The organism is Polaribacter filamentus (assembly GCF_002943715.1).
Taxonomy (GTDB): Bacteria; Bacteroidota; Bacteroidia; order Flavobacteriales; family Flavobacteriaceae; genus Polaribacter; species Polaribacter filamentus.
In genome coordinates, this window is the sequence record NZ_MQUA01000013.1 from 340290 (window position 1) to 357500 (window position 17211).

The following is a 17211-nucleotide window of genomic DNA, read 5'->3' on the forward strand; positions in this document are numbered from 1 at the left end:
TAAAAATTAGATTTTTTATTGCTGTGTAATCATACCTCTAGAAAATGAATTTTTATCAATCAAAAATCTATGCTTTTTTTGTCACTATGGGGTCAGTTTTTAAAATTAATTTAATCCATTTTTAAATTAAGGTATAATGAACGACAGCTACAAAACAATTATAGAAGCATCAAAAGAAACACTTTTTAAAGAAAAAGGATCTAAGTTTTTTGGATATGCATTTCCCGTTTTTAATGAAGATGATGTTAAAGTATGTTTAGAAGAATTAAAGAAAAAACATCATTCTGCTCGTCATTTTTGTTACGCGTATCAAATTGGGGTTGAAGATATTCAATACAGAGCAAATGATGATGGTGAGCCCAATAATTCTGCAGGATTGCCAATTTACGGTCAAATTCAATCTTTTGAAGTCACCAATATTTTAATTGTTTCTGTTCGCTATTTTGGAGGAACGAAATTGGGTGTTGGTGGTTTAATTTCTGCTTATAAAACTTCTGCACAAATTACATTAGATACATCCGAAATCATCGAAAAAACAATTGATGTGCACTTTCAATTGAATTTTGAATACGATTTAATGAACGTGGTTCAAAGAATCATCAAAGAGAAAAATTTGGAAATTATACATCAGAAATTAGAATTAGCTTGTGAATACGTTATTTCTATCAGAAAAAAGGAGGCTCAAACAATTTTTGATATTTTTGATAATCTGTATAAATTGGAGATTAAGGAGTTAGAATCCTAAACTTTTTAACAAGTAATCTGGGCATCTTGTTGGTTTCATAGTTTTCATATTCATAAATGCCAAGACAGAACTTCCTGTACAAATGATTTCATCATTTTGATTAATTACTTTATATTCAAACTCAATCTTTACCATTGGTTCTTTTTTTAAAAAAGTTTCGATCGTTAACACATCGTCATAAATAGCAGATTTAATAAAATTACAATTTAGAGAAATTACGGGTAACATTATTCCGCTAATTTCCATATCTTTGTATGTAACCCCTAATTTACGAAGCCATTCTGTTCTGCCCAATTCAAAATATTGTGCATAATTTCCATGGTAAACTACTCCCATTTGATCAGTTTCAGAATATCGTACCCTTGTTTTTGTTGATGATTTTGTCAATAGGTAATTTTCTTAAAATTTTAAGCAGTCTACGAAAAAAATAGTTATGAATCAATAGTGATTTAGTTTTTTTATCTTGTTTTTTATTCACACTTTTGTAAAGCTGAAGAAAAAGAGAATTAGTTGGTGTTTTTCACCAATAAATAAGAACCAAAGAATTTACTTAGAATAAATGAATTTCACCGCTGAATCCGTATGGACAGACTGTTTATCTTTTATAAAAGATAACATTAAGCCTCAGGCCTATAAAACATGGTTTGAACCTATAAAACCTGTAAAACTTTCTGGAGAAGCGTTGACAATTCAAGTGCCTAGTAAATTTTTTTATGAGTGGTTAGAAGAGCATTATATTAAATTATTGAGAGTTGCATTGGTAAGACAATTAGGAAATGAAGCCAAATTGATTTACGATGTTAAAATGGAAAATAATTACAGTAGTAATAGACCACAAATTGTAAAAATTCCTAGCTCAAATAGAGACCCTTTAAAACCACAAAGACTTACCGTACCTTTAGAATCGGGTAAAAGAGAATTAAGAAATCCTTTTATAATTCCGGGTTTACAAAAAGTAAAAATAGAGTCACAATTAAATGCAAATTACAGTTTTGCTAATTTTATTGAAGGAGATTCTAACAGATTAGCGCGTTCTGCAGGAATGGCAGTTGCTAATAAACCGGGAGGAACTTCTTTTAATCCTTTATTAATTTATGGTGGAGTTGGTTTAGGTAAAACACATTTATCGCATTCAATTGGCGTAGATATTAAAGATAAATATCCAGATAAAACAGTTTTATATATTTCTTCGGAAAAATTTACACAGCAATTTATAGACTCAGTAAAATCGAATACGAGAAATGATTTTATTCACTTCTATCAAATGATTGATGTTTTAATAATTGACGATGTACAATTCTTGTCTGGTAAAGCAGGCACGCAAGATGTATTTTTTCATATTTTTAACCATTTACATCAAAATGGAAAGCAGGTAATTTTAACTTCGGATAAAGCGCCTGTAGATATGCAAGATATTGAACAACGATTATTATCTCGTTTTAAATGGGGATTATCAGCAGAATTACAAGCACCAGATTACGAAACTAGAATAGCTATCTTACAAAATAAATTGTACAGAGATGGCGTAGAAATGCCAGAAGATATTGTAGAATATATTGCAAAAAATATTAAATCTAATGTTAGAGAATTAGAAGGCGTTCTTATTTCTATGATTGCACAAGCTTCATTTAATAGAAAAGAGTTTTCAATTGATTTAGCAAAACAGATTGTAGATAAGTTTGTAAAAAACACCAAAAAAGAAGTTTCTATAGATTATATTCAAAAGGAAGTTTCTAAGTATTTTGATATGGATGTTGCTACTTTACAATCTAAAACGAGAAAAAGACATATTGTGCAAGCGCGTCAATTAGCGATGTACTTTGCTAAAAGATTAACAAAAACATCTTTAGCAAGTATTGGTAATCAAATTGGGCAAAGAGATCATGCAACCGTTTTACACGCTTGTAAAACCGTAGATAATCTGACAGAAACAGATAAACAATTTAGAAAATACGTTGACGATTTAACTAAGAAGTTAACGTTCTAAAAATTTCATTTTATAATGACAAAAGTACTAATGGTTTGCTTGGGGAACATTTGTCGTTCTCCATTGGCAGAAGGAATTTTACTGTCAAAAATAAATGCGGATGAAATTTTTGTAGATTCTGCCGGAACAGGAGCTTATCATATTGGAAAACTACCGGATGAACGTTCTATAGAAGTTGCTAGAAAACACGGAATTGACATCAGAAACCAAAGAGCAAGAAAATTTACAGTCAAAGATTTCGATACTTTTGATTATATTTATGCGATGGATGAAACCAATTATCAAAATATTTTGATGCAGGCAAGAACCAACGATGACAAAAGCAAAGTACAATTGATTCTAAATGAAACACATTCAACTAAAAATTTAGCTGTTCCTGATCCTTATTATGGCGGAAATCAAGGTTTTGAAAATGTCTATATAATGTTTGAGGAAGCCTGTAAAGTTATAGCAAATAAACTTTCTAAATAAAATAAACGCACTTTTTTTAGCATAAATTAGTGTCTAAATTATATAAAATGATCGGTAAACTCTATTTAATTCCAACAACTTTGGGCGATACAGAACCTTTAGAAGTAATGCCTTTATCAGTAAAAAATGTGATTGATCAATTAGAGTATTTTATTGTGGAAAACGAGAAATCTGCAAGAAGATTTATTAAAAAAATAGCACCAGAAAAAGAACAATCTTCTTTGCGTTTAATGCCGCTAGACAAATACGCAGAAGAGATGGATACCTTAAAATATTTGGATGTTTGCCAAAAAGGAATAAATATTGGTTTATTATCTGAAGCTGGAGTTCCAGCAATTGCAGATCCGGGAGCAAGTATGGTAAAACTAGCGCATCAAAAAAATATACAGGTTGTTCCTTTAGTTGGTCCTTCATCCATTTTAATGGCAATGATGGGCTCTGGAATGAATGGACAAAATTTTGCTTTTAATGGATATTTGCCCATTGAAAAAGGAGAAAGAAAAAATGCGATTAAAGATTTAGAGAAATTATCTAAAGACAAAAATCAGTCTCAGATTTTTATAGAAACTCCTTATAGAAATGAAAAAATGTTCACCGAATTAAAGGATACTTTGTCGACAAGTACTTATTTATGTATTGCGGCAGACATTACATTGCCAACCGAATACATTAAAACAATGATGATAAAAGATTGGAAACATCAAAAGCCAGATTTACATAAAAAGCCGGCTATTTTTATCATTCAAAAGTAATTAAGCTTTTGCGTCTTGATCGCCTTTAATATTAGAAACATCATAATCAGCAAATTTTTTCAAATAGCTTTTAATAGTTGTTCCATAAGCATCAGAAAAACAGTCAGTTCCATTACTTCGTAGGTAATTTTTCACATTTCCTGCACCACTTAAATGCGCAGCCGCTAAAATTCCTGATTCTGTAATAATAATTCCGTTAATTGTTTTTCCAACAGAGCGTTTAATATCTTTTCTTAAAATCCATTTATTTACTTTACACAAAGCTATGAATGCTTTTTCTTGTAATTCAGGATTTTGTAAAAACTCTTTGGTATTATAAATGTCTAATCGTTCTAAAGTTGTTCTTCCAAACTGATATTTGCCTAAATAACCCAAAGTATTTACTACTGTATATTTTCCTTGAGATTCTTTAAATGCAACCGCCTGTTTAAAAGCTACAAAGTTTTTTTGTAAATATGGAATATTGTATTCTAAATACTTAGGATAGGAAACCGTTTTGTTTGTCTCTACTGTTGTTAAAGAAGTTGTACTTACTAATACAATTATTGCACTACTTAAATATAAAAACTTTTTGATTACCATATATTTTTTATGCTTTCTGTTTCGCGGTGCAAAGCTATAACATAATTTTAAATTGATTGATAATCAATATGTTAAAATATTGAGAAAGTATTAAAAATTATTAATACCCAGCTGTTTTGTAATTTAGTTTGTTGATTTAAAGGAACTACTTCGTTTATTCTTATGATATTGATAAAGAAATAGCAATTATTTATCAATATGATTTCTATCTATTTACACCTTGCTTATTAAGCCAAATATGATATTTAGCAGCATTATTGTTGTGTTGTGTAAGTGTTTTTGCAAATGCATGAAAGCCCAACTTATCAACACTGGCACACATATACATGTAGTTATGGTTATGCGCATTTAAAACGGCATCAATACTAGAAATGTCTGGCATTGAAATTAAAGTAGGTGGTAAACCAATATTCTTATAAGTATTGTAAGGTGAATCTATTTCTAAATCTGCTGTTAAAACTCTTTTAACAGCATAATCTTGACCTTTTAGTTCTCTTATACTGTAAATAACTGTGGGATCTGCTTGTAAAGGCCAGCCATCTTTTAACCTGTTTAGATATAAACCTGCAACTATTGGACGCTCTGAATTTTTGGCAGTTTCTTTTTGAACTATAGATGCTAAAGCAATAACTTCTTCTTTAGACATTTTTAATTTTTTTGCTTTTTCTAATCTGGATGTATTCCAAAAACGATGGTATTCGGATAATAATTTATCTCTAAATCCATCTGCAGAAATATTCCAGTAAATTTGGTAACTATTAGGGATACAGATTTGCAAAACTGATTTTGTTGTGAGTTTATTTTCTGATAAAAAACGGGTATCAGTAAAAGAATTTACAATAGAAATTGAGTCAATTTCTAATTGTTCGGCAATTCTACCAGCAAATTTTTCTAATGTATCTTGATTGTTAAAGGAAACCCTTAAGGCAGTTTGATCGCCACTGCGAAGCATGTTCACAAGTTCGTTGTTAGACATTCCTTCTTTTAGAAGATACCTTCCGCTTTTAGGTTTCGAAAAGTTTTTCTTTGCTGCAATAAATAGAAAAGTACTCGGACTTTTAGAATATGCAGCTATTTTGTCTTTAATATCTACTAAACTATCCGTAGAATAGACAAAAAGCACACTATTTTTTGTTATTGCTTTTCCGAATATTTTTTGGTAATAGTTGTATCCTATAATTCCACCAATTAAAAGAATGATTCCTATAAAGGTATATATAAATTTTTTGCTCAAAGTTTTTAATTTTTAAATAATTGCAAAATTACTCTTTTATCAACTGAAATAAAACTTCATCCTTAAATTTTCCTTCGGATAAAATCCAATCTTTTTTGATGCCAATTTTAACAAAGTTTTGCTTTTTGAACAATGCTAAACTCTTGTCATTGTCTAAAGTAATATTAGCAAATAATTGATTCAATTGTAAATGACTAAAAGAATAGCTAATTAAGAGCGATAATGCTTCTGATGCAAATCCGTTTTTTTGAAAATCAGGATGAATTAAAATTCCAACTCCTGCTCTTTTATGTTGCGGATTAAAATCAAACAAATCAATCATTCCGAGTTGTTTTTTTGTTGATTTTTCTTCAATAAGTAAACGCAGTTGTTTGCTTTCGTATATATCTAAATGTGCATTTTCTAAATACTGTTTTAAAACATATTTAGAAAACGGCGTTTGTGTATGGCTAACTTCCCAAAAAGATTCGTTGTTTTCTATTTGATATAGAAATTCTAAATCTTCTGGTTCTAAAGCGCGTAAATTAATTTGTTGACCGGATAAAGTCATAAGAAAACTGTTTTTTTTTCTAATTAAAATTTAATCTGAGACGTTTCGCGAACGGTCTTGTATAAGAATAGTAGTGAGCTTTGGACAACTTACCTTTCCGCTTGTGACTGACAGTAAATATAAAAAAACGACTTCGATTGAGCACCAAAGCCGCTATTATTTTTATACAATGTTGCACACAGTTTTACCAGCTAAATTTTGCTATGAACAAGTGCTTTTTTTATCATTTTTTCATTCATTTTTGCTTGCATTTCAAATGGACTATGTTTTGCCATCGCTGCCATTACTTTGTTTTTTCCACCTGGAATTGAAAGAAAGCGTTTGCCAAGTCCATTTAAGCCAACCTCTGCCACAACAGATGGTTCCATTGCTGTCATCGGAGTTTTGCTCCAATCTACACCATTATCTGCTATCATAGGTGTTTTTGTTAACCCTGGAGACAATACGCTTACATCAACACCTTTTGGTTTTAACTCGCCATAAAGCGATGCTCCAAAATTTAACACGTAGGCTTTAGAGCCCGCATAATTTGAAAAATAGGGATTAGGCATATGCCCAGATAAACTTGCCACCATTAATATGCCTCCTTTTTTTCGCTCAACCATTCCTTTGCTAAAATAATGTGCTAATTGTAAGGTCGAAACAACATTTATATAAATAAGCTTCAATTCTTTTTCAATGGATGTTTTTTCAAAAGCGCCATTTACTTCAACACCTGCCGCAATTACTAAAAGGCCAATATCTTCTCCTACTTTTTTTACTAATTCAACACCTTCTGTAGTAGCTAAATCTGCAGAAATATACTTGGTTTCAATACCATATCTTGTGCTTAAAGCATCAGCATATTCTTTTAGTTCTTTTTCTTTTCGTGCTACCAAAATAATATTAAGCCCTTTGGCCGCAATTTGACTTGTTAATTCTGCTCCAATCCCCGAAGTAGCGCCAGTTACTAAAGCCCAGTTCCCATATTTTTTTTTGAAATTAATATCCATAATTTAGTTTTTATTAGTGTTAATTTTGAAAAGTGTGTATACTGGATCGGAAGCTATAATTGCTGTAATTAAAATTATTGAACCGACAAGTCCCCACCAAGAAATATTTATATATCCCAAAGTAATAATGCATAATGCTAAAATCACTCTTACGATTTTATCTGTTTTGCCTACATTTTTGTTCATTGCTACTATTTTTAGTTTTATGAGTACAAAGAACGTAAAGAATATAAAAGCTTGTTTTGCCGATTAGCTCAAAAACTAATCGATTTGGTTCAATCGATATTCTGAAGGTGATTTGCCTGTTTGAGATTTAAAGCTTCTATTGAAAGTTGTCAAGGACTCGAAACCTGTATCATAGGCAATATCAGATACTCGAAAATCTTTGTTTTGAAGTAATTCTTTTGCCCTGTCAATTTTCATTTTTGAAAGGTACTTTATTGGACTTTCAGAATACATCTCTTTGAATTTTCTTTTGAATGAAGACAAACTCATATGACAAAGTGTTGCCAATTCTTCAAGAGGCATATTTGAATATAGGTTGAATTGAATAACTTCTTCAAATAAAGCAAAATTTGGTTTGAACATAGCCGAAAGAAAATCCAATTCGGAGGGTGCGTTCACTGTTTTGGTCATAAGTATAATGAATTCTTTCAGCTTATTCTGTATTAGAGTTTCATCTGCCAAATCTGGGTTTTCAATTAAAATATCAATACTGCACTTATAATGTTCTAAAAGTTTATTAACTTCAATTTCTTTAAGGTTGTAGTTTACGGTATGATTTGATTTAAGGATATTAAAATCAAATAAGTCTTTTACTAATTCAGGATACATTAACAATCCAATTACCTCAATACCTTCTCCTTTTATAGGCTGTTTGTTGTTAGATTCCACAAAGTAGTTCATACATTTTGCCAACAATCCACTGCCTTTTTTTAAATGTAAATTTTCAGTTTGTGCTTTGATAGTAATTTCTCCTTCATTAACAAAAACGAAACACGCTTCATTTTCAAAATATTCTTTTGGTACTAAACCATCAAAATATGGAAGTCTGAGTTTTTCAAAAACAACTCTTCCCTTATACGTTAATATTTTTTTACTGTGTTCCAATTAATTTTAAATTGTGTCCAACTATAGACGAATATGCGTAGTCTTAAAAACTTATATTCGGCGTTAGCGAAGTTATAAGAAAATAGGTTTAAATACAAACTGAATTAAAGATAGAATTTTAAACAGTTATACTTCCCTTAAAAACGAATTCGGCAGGTCCTTTTAAAAATACATTTTTGTAAACACCATATTCTTCAATAAAAGAAACTTCTAAAAGACCACCTTCTACAGGCAAAGAAATTAGATTACTGTTGGTTTTATTTGTTTTATGCATGGCAATTGCAACAGCTGTAACGCCTGTTCCGCAAGCTAAAGTTTCATCTTCAACACCTTTTTCATAGGTTCGTACTCTAAAAGTGGATTCATTTATTTGCTGAACAAAATTGACATTACTGCCAGGTTCTTTGTAGCTATTTCGTATTTCTCTACCTTTTTCAAATACTGGATACTCATTTAAATCTTCAACAAGTTCAACATGGTGTTGTGTGCCCGTATTTGCAAAAACTGATTTTTCACTTACTTTTATTTCATCAACATCAATCATTTTAAGAGAAATTATTCCGTTTTTAATAGCTGCAAAATGTTCACCATCAAAAGCTATAAACCTAGTTTCTGTATTAATAATTTCTAAATATTTTGCAAAAGCAACGGCACATCTTCCTCCGTTTCCGCAAAAAGTTTCACTTCCGTCCGCATTAAAATAAATCATTTTAAAATCGAATTGTTCATCATTTTCGATTAAAATAATTCCATCTGCACCAACACCAAAATGTCTATCGGCTAAATGAGAAATAATTTTGATATTCTCTTTTGGGAAAGTTTTTGTTCTATTGTCTATCATCACAAAATCGTTTCCCGTTCCTTGATATTTGTAAAAATTCAAATTCATAATACAAATATACTAATTTCAAGTATTAAAAGGTAGTGTTAAAACGTGGTTAAAATCAGTTAAAACTAAGTTAAACAGATTTTTTGAAAACGTTAAAATTGTATATTTGAGTATAAATAATTAAATAGATAGAATTATGAAGAAATTTTTCGGTTTACTAGGGATGGCAATTTTAGGAGGCGCAATTACTTTAGGTGGTTACAAAATGCTTTTTAATGACAATGTATCTATTGAAAGGAATGTGCCAGAAAAAATACAAACTGTCCAAACAAATTACTCAGCAACTTATGATGGTCATTCAACGGCAATAGGTGCGGCTTCAATTGATTTTACAGTTGCTGCAGAAAAATCATTAAATGCAGTTGTACATGTTAAAAATACAGCGATAAGAACTCAAACAAATCCTTTAGATATTTTCTTCGGAAGCGGAAATGGAATAAGAAAGTTCGAGCAAGTTGGCACAGGAAGTGGTGTTATAATTTCTTCGGATGGCTATATTGTGACAAATAACCATGTTATTGATAGTGCAAACGAAATTGAAATTACTTTAAATAACAAGAAAAAATACAACGCTAAATTAATTGGTACGGATAAAGATAATGACGTTGCATTGTTAAAAATTGATGCAGAAATGGATTTACCATATGTGCCTTTTGCAGATTCTGATGCGATAAAAGTAGGAGAATGGGTGTTGGCTGTAGGTAATCCGTATAACCTAACATCCACAGTAACCGCAGGAATTGTAAGTGCAAAAGGAAGAGATTTAGAAGGCAACTCGGCAATTGATTCTTTTATACAAACGGATGCTGCTGTAAATCCAGGAAATAGTGGAGGGGCTTTGGTAAATACAAGAGGAGAATTGGTGGGGATTAATACCGCAATTTCTTCGAAAACGGGTTCTTTTGTTGGCTATTCGTTTGCAGTCCCATCAAATATTGTAAAAAAAGTAATAGACGATTTATTAGAATTTGGTGCTGTGCAAGAAGCAGTAATTGGAATACGTTTTTCTCCTATTGATAATGATAAAATAGAAGGAGTAAAAATTATTGCAGTAGAAGAAAATCAAGGTGCAGCAAAAGCCGGACTTAAAGAAAATGACATTATTGTAAAAGTAAATAATGTAGATATTACCAAGTTTTCTGAATTAAGAGGTCAATTAACAGCGAAAAGACCAGGAGAATCTGTGAATATTACAGTTGATAGAAACGGAGAATTAGTAACGAAAAGTGTAAAGTTAAGTAAGAAAGAAAAAAGATTTATTTCTAATTCTTTTAATTGGGAATTGCAAAATTTATCAAAAGAAGAATTAAAAAGAAATAATATTAAATATGGAGTGAAAATTTTAGAAACAAGAGAAAGTGATGCTAGAAATAGTTTAAATAATTTTATTATCACAAAAATTAATAATGAAGAAGTTGAAACTGCAGACGAAGCTGTAAAACTATTAGAAAGTGTTGCACAAAGTAGATCTTCTATTGTATTAGAAATGATAAATACAAATGGAAAAAAAGAAATGTTACGTTTTAGATAATTCATCAAAATTGATTAATAAGAATCCTGATTTAAAAAATCAGGATTTTTTTATGCCTTAAACTTTTATACGAAATCGATTTCGTAATTACAAAAAAAGAAATACTTTTGCAAATATTATAAATTATTAACACAGCAATGTCAACAAATTTAAATTACGAAAAAGAAGTTGCTTTACAAGCAAAAACAAGAAGAGCTACTATTAAATTTATAAATATCGTAAATGATTTATGGTATGATAAATCTATAGAATTAGTGTTATTTAGAAATCCATTAGTGGATAAAAGAGCTAGTGAAGTGTTAAATTTAATTAATTATGCGAAGGAATTTGTAAATAAACCAATTACAATTATTGATGCTTTGAATATTGCAAAAGCAATACAGAAAGTAGATTTGCCGTCATCAAAACTAGATATTGGTAAACTAGCCTATGAATGTCATTTAAATCCTAAAGGGTGTGCAGATAAGGTTGCCTTTGTTAAAAAGCAATTAAAAAATGTTACCGAATTTAAAGACATCACTCCAAAAGACGTTGTTTTATATGGGTTTGGTAGAATTGGTCGTTTGTTGGCAAGAGAATTAATGACCAAAATGGGTAAAGGATCTCAATTGCGTTTAAGAGCAGTGGTAACGCGCGGAGAAATTACACAAGCAGTTTTAGATAAAAGAGCCTCTTTATTAAGTGTAGATTCTGTTCATGGAGATTTTCTAGGAACCGTACAAACAGACTTAGAAAATAAAGCTTTAATTATAAACGGAACAACTGTTTTTATGATTTCCGCTAATAAACCTGAAGAAATAGATTATACAATCTATAATATTAACGATGCATTAATTATAGATAACACTGGCGTTTTTAGAGATGAAGCTGAATTAAGTAGACATTTAAAATCAAATGGGGCAAGTAAAGTTTTATTAACTGCGCCTGCAAAAGGAGTTCCAAATATTGTACATGGTGTAAATCACCAACTATTCAACCCGGATATAGTTGATATTTTTTCTGCAGCATCTTGCACAACCAATGCAATTACTCCTATTTTAAAAGTTTTAGAAGATAATTTCGGAATTAAAAAAGGACATTTAGAAACGATTCACGCATATACAAACGATCAGAATTTGGTGGATAATATGCACAGTAAATCTAGAAGAGGAAGAGCAGCAGCTTTAAATATGGTAATTACAGAAACTGGAGCAGGCTCTGCAGTTTCAAAAGCAATACCGGCATTAGAAGGCAAATTAACATCCAACGCAATTAGAGTTCCTGTACCAAACGGATCTTTAGCTATTTTAAGTTTACAATTACGAGTGCCAGTAACTAGAGATGCAATAAATTCGATTGTAAAAAAATATGCTTTAGAAGGCGATTTAGTAGAACAAATAAAATATTCGATAGACAATGAGTTGGTTTCATCGGATGTTATTGGCACAACAGCACCCTCAATTTTCGATAGCACAGCAACCATTGCAGACAAAGAAACTATTGTCGTTTATGTTTGGTATGACAATGAATATGGATATTCTAACCAAGTAATGCGTTTGGCAAAACACATCGCAAAGGTTAGAAGATTTACCTATTATTAAAACATCTATTTTCCTTAACTTTAGACAAGCCCAAAACATTTATTGTTTCGGGCTTTATTTTTTTAGAGGCCATTTACTGCTTTCCGCTATATCTTTTTATAGCTGTTTTTACGAAGTTTAATTTTTTGTAAACTGTGGCAATCTTATAATTAAAAACAGATTACTTCGCCGTATTCGTAATGATGATCATTTATAAAGTTATAACAAAGATGCCGTTTCAATCAGGGCTATACTTGTGTGCCAGCTTTTAGGAATAATTAGAAGCCCATTTTTTTTTTGAATCTATTTGTTTAAAAGAAAGCCCTTCAAGTTTTTAAAGGACTTAAAGGACTTAAAAAAAATTTTCCTTTTCACTAAAACTTTGTAATTTAGGTTTTTGTTGGTTTTAAATAAGAAACTTATTCTTCATCAAAAAATTCAATAGCAGCTTCAAAATCACCACTTAAAAACTCATTTTTACCCATCCAATAATCCGAAGTAATCATTTTATATTGGTGGTCATTTTTTTGTAAATCCCAAATAACATCATTTGCTTCTTCAAAGGCTTCTTTTGCAAGAACCTGATTTCCAAATAATCTATTTACAACATTACTTTTTGTTAAGTTTTGAGCAAAACATTTTAAGACAATTTCTTTTGTTATTGTTTTATCTGCATTTTTAATAGGTGTAATTTCAAAATCTACAATCGTTGCTTCTGTGTTCAAAAACTTACCATTATAGGCTTTGTATAGTAGTTGATTTATAGAAAACAAATCTTTGTGCAACCAAATCTCAGGATATTCTTCGGATATTTTATCTAATAACATTTCATGAGAAAGTTGATCAATTTGACCTTGGTTCAAATGTTCAGACAATTTGTAATCTAAAACAATGGCAGCAGCTTCGTTGGTTTCATAATCTGCAATTGCCATAAACAGAAGTTCTTGCAATTCTTTAATATCTGTACTTTCTGCGTCAGCAAAACCAAATTTTTCTAAAAGTTGTTTAAAATCATTACTATTCCAATAATCAGGAAGTGCATTAACAGTAGAAATTTTATGTATTTTTATAGCGTATTTCATTAATAAAAGTTCATTTTCGAATTATCAGTAATATACAAAATTTCAACATTATAAAATAATTTTTAAAATAATAATTTCTGTTTTATAAAAAGCGATTTTATTAATGCGAATTTCTGTGTTCTTTTTATCTTAAAAATAAATTTTCATTTTCTTATTTGTAACATATGGTATTGTATCCTTTTTCTTATAATAAAATCAACTCTTTTTATAGCAAAATGTTTAATTATTGTTCTATTTTTGGATAAAATTCATTTTAAATTATATTTAATATCATTGGTGTCTAATTAAAAATATTTTTAGGGTCATAACCGCTTTTAAATGAGAGGTTTTACGTATATATTAAATGACACCTTGCTTTTTCGACATGATTTTATTGAGATAAAGTGAGTCAATTTCGTTTTAAGTTTTATCTGTTTGTGAGGTAGTTGGAATCAAGTTTTGTTTCTTGTTTCAAAAAAGTGAAACGTTCTTGAGTCCTCTAAAACAACAATGATTTTATGTTTTTTATCAATTCTAAAAAGAAGCCTTTTGTCAAAATTCAAGAGAAAAATTAATGACTGTTCAAGAAAAAATAAATTTACTTAGAGAAGAATTAAACAACCATAATTACAATTATTATGTGCTGGATCATGCTTTAATTTCAGATTTTGATTTTGATATAAAAATTAAAGAATTAGAAAAATTGGAAACAAAAAATCCAGTATTTTTCGATTCAAATTCACCCACACAAAGAGTAGGAGGAGAAATTACCAAGAATTTTGAAACGGTTACTCATTTAAATAGAATGTATTCTCTAGATAATTCATATTCAAAAGAAGATTTATTAGATTGGGAAAAACGAGTTCAAAAAATGTTAGGAACATCCGAAGTAAAATATTCTTGCGAATTAAAGTTTGACGGAGCTTCTATAAACCTTACATATGAAAACGGACAGTTTATTAAAGCAGTGACCCGAGGAGATGGTTTTCAAGGGGATGATGTAACTAATAATGTAAAAACAATTTTATCAATTCCGTTATCAATAAAAAAGGATTTTGTCTCGAATTTTGAAATGCGTGGAGAGATCATCTTGCCACTTGATGGTTTTAATAAAATGAATGAAGAACGTTTTGAAAACGGAGAAGAACAATACAGAAATCCTAGAAATACTGCAAGCGGAAGCTTAAAATTACAAGATAGTGCAGAAGTTGCAAGACGACCTTTAGATTGTTTGTTGTATCAAGTGGTAACAACAGAAAGAAAATATAAAACGCATTTTGAAAGTTTAGAAAACGCAAGAAAAGTAGGATTTAAAGTTCCTGATACAATTGCGTTGGCAACTTCTATTGATGAAGTTTTTGATTTTGTAAATTACTGGGATGTAAAACGTCACGATTTACCTTATGAAACAGACGGAGTTGTAATTAAAGTAAACCATTTACAGCAGCAAGAGGAGTTAGGCTATACAGCAAAAGCGCCAAGATGGGCAATTGCGTATAAATTTAAAGCAGAACAAGTTTCAACAATTTTAAATAAAATTACGTACCAAGTTGGCAGAACGGGTGCTATTACGCCTGTTGCAAATTTAGAACCAGTGCAATTAGCAGGAACGACAGTAAAACGTGCTTCTTTGCACAATGCAGATCAAATTGAAAAATTAGATATTAGAGTAGGAGATACCGTTTTTGTAGAAAAAGGCGGAGAAATTATTCCTAAAATAATTGCCGTAGATTTCACAAAACGACCAGAAAACTTAGAGCCAACAAAATACGCAACAAATTGTCCTGAATGTAATTCGGAATTAGTGAGAACAGAAGGTGACGCAAAACATTACTGCCCAAATGAGTTTGGTTGTGCGCCTCAAATTACAGGAAGAATCCAGCATTTTATCAGCAGAAAAGCAATGGATATTGAAGGTTTAGGGGGCGAAACTGTTGATTTATTACGCAAAGAAGGACTTATAGAAAACTATGCAGATTTGTACGATTTAAAAGTTGAGCAAGTAATTCCGTTAGAAAGAATGGCAGAAAAGTCTGCACAAAATATGATAGACGGTATTATAAAATCAAAAAATATTCCTTTTGAGAAAGTATTATTTGCACTTGGTATACGTTTTGTTGGAGAGACGGTAGCTAAGAAATTAGTAAAGCATTTTAAATCGATTGAGTTTTTAATGACTGCTACTTTTGAAGAACTTATAAATGTTGATGAAATTGGCGATAGAATTGCGCAAAGTATAATTGATTTTTCATCTAATTTAGGAAATATCCAACTGATAAATCGATTAATATCCCACGGACTTCAATTAGAAGTTTCTGCTGCAAGTCTTGAAAATCAAACAAATAAATTAGACGGACAGGTTTTTGTAGTCTCTGGGGTTTTTCATCAAATAAGTAGGGAGGAACTTAAAAAAGCAATTGAAGATAACGGCGGTAAAGTAAGTTCTTCAATTTCAAAAAAGACCAATTTTATTATTGCCGGCGATAATATGGGACCAAGTAAATTAACAAAAGCTCAAGATTTAGGAGTAGAAATAATTTCTGAACAAGATTTTATAAATAAGATTAATTAGAAGTTTAAAATGAAGCTAAGTTTTCTAGTTAATTAAATCTAAAAAATCAAATTTATAATTTCTTTAAATCATCCATAAAATAAGAATATTTGAAAAAACTTTTATACATATATATAGGATTAATTTCTATCGCTACTTTTTCACAAAAAAGAGCAATAGATTCTTTGCCTAAAAATTTAGAGGATTATGTTTTTGTGAGGCCAGGAGATACTTTAACGATTCAGTTAAATGAATTTTCAATAATACCAAAGCAAAAATTTAATTCAAAAGAAGATATTCGTTATTATTTATGGTTTCGTAAAAAAGTAATCAAGGCCTATCCGTATGCAAAATTAGCATCAGAAAGATTAGATACCCTAAATAATAGACTAGATAACATACAATCTAACAGTAAAAAAAGAAAATATATTAGATTAATTCAGAAATATATTGAAGGCGAGTTTACAGATCAAATCAAAAAAATGACCAGAACAGAAGGTCGTATTTTGATAAAACTCATTCATCGCCAAACAGGCAAAACGGCTTTTAATAATATAAAAGGGATAAGAAGTGGCTGGAAAGCTTTTTGGTATAACACAACTGCAAATGTATTTAAGTTATCTTTAAAAGACGAATACCATCCAGAAGCTGTAAATGAAGATTATTTAATAGAAGACATTTTGCAAAGGGCATTCCAAGACGGCGTCTTAAAGAAGCAAGAAACAAAACTAAATTTTAATTTTCAAAAAGTAATCGTAGAAAAAAAGCAGAAATCAATGTCGAGAAGTATAAGTTGATGTTTGCAAAGCAGAAAAAGAAGAATGATAAAAAAGTAAAAACTGTAAATTAGATTTCAATTCTTTTTGGATGTTCCCTTTTTTCTAGTTCTAAATTTGTTTCAAGATTTTTTTATATTAACCTTCTTTTACAATAGTAGGTTTTCAAAATAAAAAAAGGTCGGGCTTTCCATTATATCTTTTTTATGCTGAGTTTATTTTAACATCTGCGTTTAGAATCAAAATAAATGTAATAATTTTACAGATAGTAAAACTAAGTAAGCATAAAAAGGATGTCATTTTAATCCCTAACACTGTAAATTTAGAATTTAAAGCTTCATTTTCATATATAGGATTCTCTTTTTTACATATTATTTCTATTCTGCCTATTCAAACATCCAAAATATAACTAGGTTTTCTA

The 17211-nt window shown here is 30.0% G+C and carries 17 protein-coding genes; 8 read left to right on the forward strand and 9 right to left on the reverse strand.

Features of this window, described 5'->3' with window-relative positions; translation table 11 throughout:
* Positions 1-136 precede the first annotated feature (136 nt).
* Positions 137-745 (forward strand): IMPACT family protein, encoded by a 609-nt coding sequence (locus BST83_RS03655; protein WP_104808623.1) that lies wholly within the window; start codon positions 137-139, stop codon positions 743-745.
* Here the strand turns inward: BST83_RS03655 and BST83_RS03660 are convergent.
* Positions 734-1132 (reverse strand): acyl-CoA thioesterase, encoded by a 399-nt coding sequence (locus BST83_RS03660; protein WP_104808624.1) that lies wholly within the window; start codon positions 1130-1132, stop codon positions 734-736. The two genes, BST83_RS03655 and BST83_RS03660, sit on opposite strands and share 12 nt — an antisense overlap.
* A 172-nt stretch (positions 1133-1304) precedes the next feature.
* Here BST83_RS03660 and dnaA point away from each other — a divergent pair, with 172 nt between their 5' ends.
* From dnaA to BST83_RS03675, 3 genes are read left to right on the forward strand one after another with little or no spacing between them, the layout of a single operon-like run.
* The gene (gene dnaA, locus BST83_RS03665) at positions 1305-2732 is read left to right on the forward strand and encodes a chromosomal replication initiator protein DnaA (protein WP_104808625.1); all 1428 of its coding nucleotides are present in this window, start codon (positions 1305-1307) and stop codon (positions 2730-2732) included.
* A 15-nt stretch (positions 2733-2747) separates the two neighbouring features.
* Complete coding sequence (locus tag BST83_RS03670) at positions 2748-3203, forward strand: low molecular weight protein-tyrosine-phosphatase (RefSeq protein WP_104808626.1); 456 nt, start codon at positions 2748-2750, stop codon at positions 3201-3203.
* A gap of 47 nt (positions 3204-3250) precedes the next feature.
* Positions 3251-3955, forward strand: coding sequence for an SAM-dependent methyltransferase (locus BST83_RS03675; protein WP_104808627.1), 705 nt, complete (start codon positions 3251-3253; stop codon positions 3953-3955).
* Here the strand turns inward: BST83_RS03675 and BST83_RS03680 are convergent, their stop codons facing one another.
* The 7 genes from BST83_RS03680 to dapF all read right to left on the reverse strand — a co-directional run bounded on the left by BST83_RS03680 (position 3956) and on the right by dapF (position 9312).
* A complete protein-coding gene (locus tag BST83_RS03680) occupies positions 3956-4537 on the reverse strand; it encodes a peptidoglycan-binding protein LysM (RefSeq protein WP_104808628.1) in 582 nt (193 codons plus the stop codon).
* A 205-nt stretch (positions 4538-4742) separates the two neighbouring features.
* A complete protein-coding gene (mltG, locus tag BST83_RS03685; protein WP_104808629.1) occupies positions 4743-5771 on the reverse strand; it encodes an endolytic transglycosylase MltG in 1029 nt (342 codons plus the stop codon).
* Between the two features lie 28 nt (positions 5772-5799).
* Positions 5800-6321 carry a GNAT family N-acetyltransferase gene (locus BST83_RS03690; RefSeq protein ID WP_104808630.1) on the reverse strand — a complete coding sequence of 174 codons (522 nt, stop codon included), beginning with the start codon at positions 6319-6321 and terminating at the stop codon, positions 5800-5802.
* A 191-nt stretch (positions 6322-6512) separates the two neighbouring features.
* A complete protein-coding gene (locus BST83_RS03695) occupies positions 6513-7313 on the reverse strand; it encodes an SDR family NAD(P)-dependent oxidoreductase (protein ID WP_104808631.1) in 801 nt (266 codons plus the stop codon).
* A gap of 3 nt (positions 7314-7316) precedes the next feature.
* Positions 7317-7499, reverse strand: coding sequence for a YgaP family membrane protein (locus BST83_RS03700; RefSeq protein WP_104808632.1), 183 nt, complete (start codon positions 7497-7499; stop codon positions 7317-7319).
* 75 nt (positions 7500-7574) lie between these two features.
* The gene (locus tag BST83_RS03705; RefSeq protein ID WP_104808633.1) at positions 7575-8423 is read right to left on the reverse strand and encodes a helix-turn-helix domain-containing protein; all 849 of its coding nucleotides are present in this window, start codon (positions 8421-8423) and stop codon (positions 7575-7577) included.
* A 118-nt stretch (positions 8424-8541) separates the two neighbouring features.
* Entirely contained in the window at positions 8542-9312 is a 771-nt protein-coding gene (dapF, locus tag BST83_RS03710; RefSeq protein ID WP_104808634.1) for a diaminopimelate epimerase, read from the reverse strand.
* Between the two features lie 136 nt (positions 9313-9448).
* On the opposite strand from dapF, the gene BST83_RS03715 reads away from it, so the two are divergent.
* Together BST83_RS03715 and BST83_RS03720 are read left to right on the forward strand one after the other, a co-directional pair.
* Positions 9449-10843, forward strand: a complete 1395-nt coding sequence (locus tag BST83_RS03715) for a S1C family serine protease (protein ID WP_104808635.1) — start codon at positions 9449-9451, stop codon at positions 10841-10843.
* Between the two features lie 137 nt (positions 10844-10980).
* Positions 10981-12423, forward strand: coding sequence for a glyceraldehyde-3-phosphate dehydrogenase (locus BST83_RS03720; protein ID WP_104808636.1), 1443 nt, complete (start codon positions 10981-10983; stop codon positions 12421-12423).
* A 398-nt stretch (positions 12424-12821) separates the two neighbouring features.
* Here BST83_RS03720 and BST83_RS03725 read toward each other — a convergent pair whose 3' ends face one another.
* Positions 12822-13484 carry a hypothetical protein gene (locus tag BST83_RS03725; protein WP_104808637.1) on the reverse strand — a complete coding sequence of 221 codons (663 nt, stop codon included), beginning with the start codon at positions 13482-13484 and terminating at the stop codon, positions 12822-12824.
* 553 nt (positions 13485-14037) lie between these two features.
* Here BST83_RS03725 and ligA point away from each other — a divergent pair.
* On the forward strand, positions 14038-16035 hold the full coding sequence (gene ligA, locus BST83_RS03730; RefSeq protein ID WP_104808638.1) for an NAD-dependent DNA ligase LigA: 1998 nt from the start codon (positions 14038-14040) through the stop codon (positions 16033-16035).
* An 89-nt stretch (positions 16036-16124) separates the two neighbouring features.
* A complete protein-coding gene (locus tag BST83_RS03735) occupies positions 16125-16811 on the forward strand; it encodes a DUF4294 domain-containing protein (RefSeq protein ID WP_104808639.1) in 687 nt (228 codons plus the stop codon).
* The last annotated feature ends 400 nt before the right edge of the window (positions 16812-17211 follow it).